The following is a 3,467-nucleotide window of genomic DNA, read 5'->3' as shown; positions in this document are numbered from 1 at the left end:
TTTCGCAGGCCAGTACTACGATCATGAAAGCGGTTTGTTCTACAACTACCACCGTTACTACGACCCGGAAACGGGGCGATACAGCCAGAGTGATCCCATAGGGTTGAGAGGTGGCATCAATACCTATGCCTATGTGAACAGTAATCCGCTGGTCAGCACAGATCCATTAGGGCTGTTTTTGTTTGCTTTTGATGGGACGGGGATGGACAGGGATAATATTAAGAAAGGTCAAACCCTGACGAATGTCGCACTGTTTCAGGATTATTATGAAGATACGTATGGTGATGGATCATCATTTTACTTGCGAGGGGTTGGGACAGACGGAGGCGCAGATACAGGCTTAGGTGGGATATTTGGTAAAGGTGCGCGTAGCAGAGTGGATGATGCTTTAGAAGAAGTCGATCGTTTGATTAGGGAAGATAATCCATTCTTTTCAGATGGTATCATTGATATTGTGGGTTTTAGTCGTGGGGCAGCCATAGCTCGTGAGTTCAGTAATGATGTCTATGAGCGCATTGATAGCGGCTATTACGACAATCTGTATACAAAGCAGTCTCCAGACCGAGACTTGTGCTCTCCTCTGCCCACAGTAAAAATTCGTTTTATGGGTATTTTCGATACTGTAGGTTCTTTGGGAGAGCCGGGCGACTCTGATAATGGTGACTTTGATCTTACGACAGATCCACGTATTGAGCATGTTGCTCATGCTGTAGCTCTTAATGAACATCGTAGTTTTTTCTCTTTGTCATCAGTGGAACGAGATGAACATAATGCAGGAAGTGATAATAATATAGTTGAGCAGGGATTTATCGGAGCCCATACAGATGTTGGTGGTGGATATGCGAATGGTGATTTATCTGATGCCCCTCTCCAATGGATGTTAAAGCAGGCAGAAAGAGCTCAGTTACAGCTTGTACCTTTGAAGAAAGAGCATGAACTGATTGATAAACCTGTTCTGCATGATGAGCGAACAGGTGATGAAGGCTTTATTTACCCCAATAATGGTGATCGAAAAATTTTCTATGAAAATGACCCTGATTGGGAAGAAGCATTTTGCAAGCGACCATATAAGGGTGGATGTGTAGGTTGGTTACCACCTGCTACTCAGAGGCAGAAGACAGCCCCGCAATTCCCAAACCTTGACCACATGCTGATCGAAAATCCGGACGGTAATCAGGGCAATATACGTGGCACTGTGGATATGGTCGAGTATCAGAAATGGCTGAAAGAAACCCTCTCCATAAATATTGATTTGCCTGAAGGAGTATAGGTGTGAAGAGGTATGTAAGATGGTGGACAGCTTTAGTGGCTACTTTGATGCTTTTTATTTGGGGCGTGTGGTTTGTGTTTTCAGAACAATCACCGACCTTTAGATTTCAAAACAGTACTAGTGAGTCATTTAGCAGCTTTTCTGTAGTGGATAATAACAGTTATGTTGTTGCAATGCAGAGAACTCGCCCATTCTTGCCAGCAGCTACTAAAAGTATTGGCGCAGCAGTCAGCCGAGTACCTTCTTACTTGACGATTACCCTAGGTGATGAGAGTAATGAGCGAGATATAACGTTGGATATAAGTGATTCATTACCTGACTCAATATCATTTAAACTCACATTCATGCCTTGGCGTTATACTGCAGGGCTTATTGTTAGTATTCTTCCTGAAGATCAGTCTCGTCTAACTTGGTTTCTTAAAGATAAGAGAAAAAGACGTAAGGTCATAGAGTGTGGTGGCTGGCTGGTTGATAAATACTATTCAGATGTGGTTGAAAAGTTCAAGCATATTAATTTTAGTGAAGATGACCCTCGTGAGGCCTATATCTGCAATCCTCTCTCTTATATAAACTTTGAACGTAAGCGAATAGAGGTTGAGCTGAGTAAAAAATGAAATGATAAAAAGCTTGCGCCACTCCATACCTCATGAAGTGGCATGACGGCTTACAACAAACCTGAAATTGAATTCGAAAGCCCTTTCTTAAGCTCAGGCAAGGCTTCTTCAAATTTCAGATTGACCTTGTTAGCGGTAGAAACGACGTGGGTCTGGTATTTCTTCTGCTCGCCCACTTCACTGTACTGAACCTGGGTGGAGCCGCTGTTGCCCTGCTTCAGGCTGTGAGTGCTATTGCTGGAAACACTGCCTCTGGCTTTTTCCGAGAGCTGAATATCGGTGATCAGCGAGTAGGTGACATCCTTGACCAGGCTGTTGGCAATTAACTCCGTTGCACCAAAAAGCAGTCCGCCTGCTGTTGCCGAATTGCCACTACCACCCACCGCATAACCGGCGGCAGCACCCACAACGACACTGCCATAACCTGAGGCCAGGGCACGCTCGGCAGCAGCCGGATCGGTTTTACCCGCTTGCAGAATATTCACCTGCAGAAGGTAATGAGCGGCATCCGGATCATCCAGAAGCTTGTAGCCTTTACTCTGGATATTGCTGGAGATGGCGTCGGTGATTTGCAGCTGTTGCCTGTCAGAGGTATTCCTGATCTGGATAAAGACCGTCTTTTTACTGGCTGATACCGGATCAAGGAAGATGGTGTCAGACATCTGGGTCTGAACATCCAGGTCTTTCTTCTCCAGAGCCACCTGGGGGGCGGCGCAGCCGTACAGGGTAGAGGCGAGAAGTACAGTACTGATTACTTTTACAGCTTTCATTGCAGAGACAACCGCATAATTTTCTTGAGATTTTTAAGGTTATTGATGAGTTTGATGATACTGAGAGCAAGGCTTACATCAACGATGATGGCCTGGATATTCCTAAAATACTATCGGACCAGCAATATTCAGAGTCTAGAGATAAAGTCAATCGTGCACTTAATCGACTGGATAGATTGGTAGCAGATGACACATGGGATAGAAATATTGATATTGTTGGTTTCAGTCGTGGAGCTTCAATAGCACGTGAATTCTCAAATGAAATTTTTGATACTGTAGGATCAATAGGGTTACTTGGGAATCATGTCAATATTGGTTATGCCTTCAGAGTGGATAGCAGAATAGGGCATGTGGCTCACGCAGTAGCATTAAATGAACACAGAGCATTATTCCCACTCACTTCAGTTTCACCAGTCGAAGGTGCTTCTTTGACTTCTGGCCAGATTGTAGAGCAGGGCTTCATAGGAGATCATTCCGATATTGGTGGAGGTTGGAAAGAAGGTGATTTATCCGATATCCCTCTTCAGTGGATGGTTCAGCAGGAAGAGTCTGCTGGTGTTTCAATGGGGGGTCTTGATGATGAGTACAAAACCGTCGAGAATCCATTGATCCATGACAAAAGAGGTATCTTGGCCCGTGGGGACAGGGATATTTATTATCCAAATGATCCAAATTTTATACCAGGGCAGAATTGTTTGGATACGAATCGTCTGGAAGCTATTGAGACCCGGATAGTGGGAACTCAGAATGGCCATAGCGAAAAAAGAACTCTGGTAGACAAGGTGAAACACGAGTCATTCAGTGGCGTCAGTA

At 44.6% G+C, this 3,467-nt stretch carries 4 protein-coding genes; 3 read left to right on the top strand and 1 reads right to left on the bottom strand.

The window, feature by feature from the left end; translation table 11 throughout:
- On the top strand, window positions 1–1,270 hold a 1,270-nt coding region (locus tag ACO6V1_RS23010; RefSeq protein WP_422468810.1), incomplete at its 5' end, for a phospholipase effector Tle1 domain-containing protein.
- A 2-nt stretch (window positions 1,271–1,272) separates the two neighbouring features.
- On the top strand, window positions 1,273–1,884 hold the full coding sequence (locus ACO6V1_RS23005) for a hypothetical protein (protein ID WP_422447347.1): 612 nt from the start codon (window positions 1,273–1,275) through the stop codon (window positions 1,882–1,884).
- Window positions 1,885–1,934: 50 nt separating this feature from the next.
- Here the strand turns inward: ACO6V1_RS23005 and ACO6V1_RS23000 are convergent, their stop codons facing one another.
- Complete coding sequence (locus tag ACO6V1_RS23000) at window positions 1,935–2,654, bottom strand: complement resistance protein TraT (RefSeq protein WP_422447345.1); 720 nt, start codon at window positions 2,652–2,654, stop codon at window positions 1,935–1,937.
- On the opposite strand from ACO6V1_RS23000, the gene ACO6V1_RS22995 reads away from it, so the two are divergent.
- Window positions 2,654–3,467: T6SS phospholipase effector Tle1-like catalytic domain-containing protein (locus ACO6V1_RS22995; RefSeq protein WP_422468808.1), on the top strand; the 814-nt coding region annotated here is incomplete at its 3' end. The two genes, ACO6V1_RS23000 and ACO6V1_RS22995, sit on opposite strands and share 1 nt — an antisense overlap.

Origin of the sequence: Endozoicomonas sp. ALC013 (assembly GCF_049310205.1) — a bacterium.
Classification (GTDB): Bacteria; Pseudomonadota; Gammaproteobacteria; order Pseudomonadales; family Endozoicomonadaceae; genus Endozoicomonas.
This window is presented reverse-complemented; position numbering and strand designations above follow the sequence as displayed.

What these genes read in the sequence shown, in the direction of transcription:
- ACO6V1_RS23000 (WP_422447345.1), bottom strand. Translation starts at nt 2,654, where the DNA reads ATGAAAGCTGTAAAAGTAATCAGTACTGTACTTCTCGCCTCTACCCTG.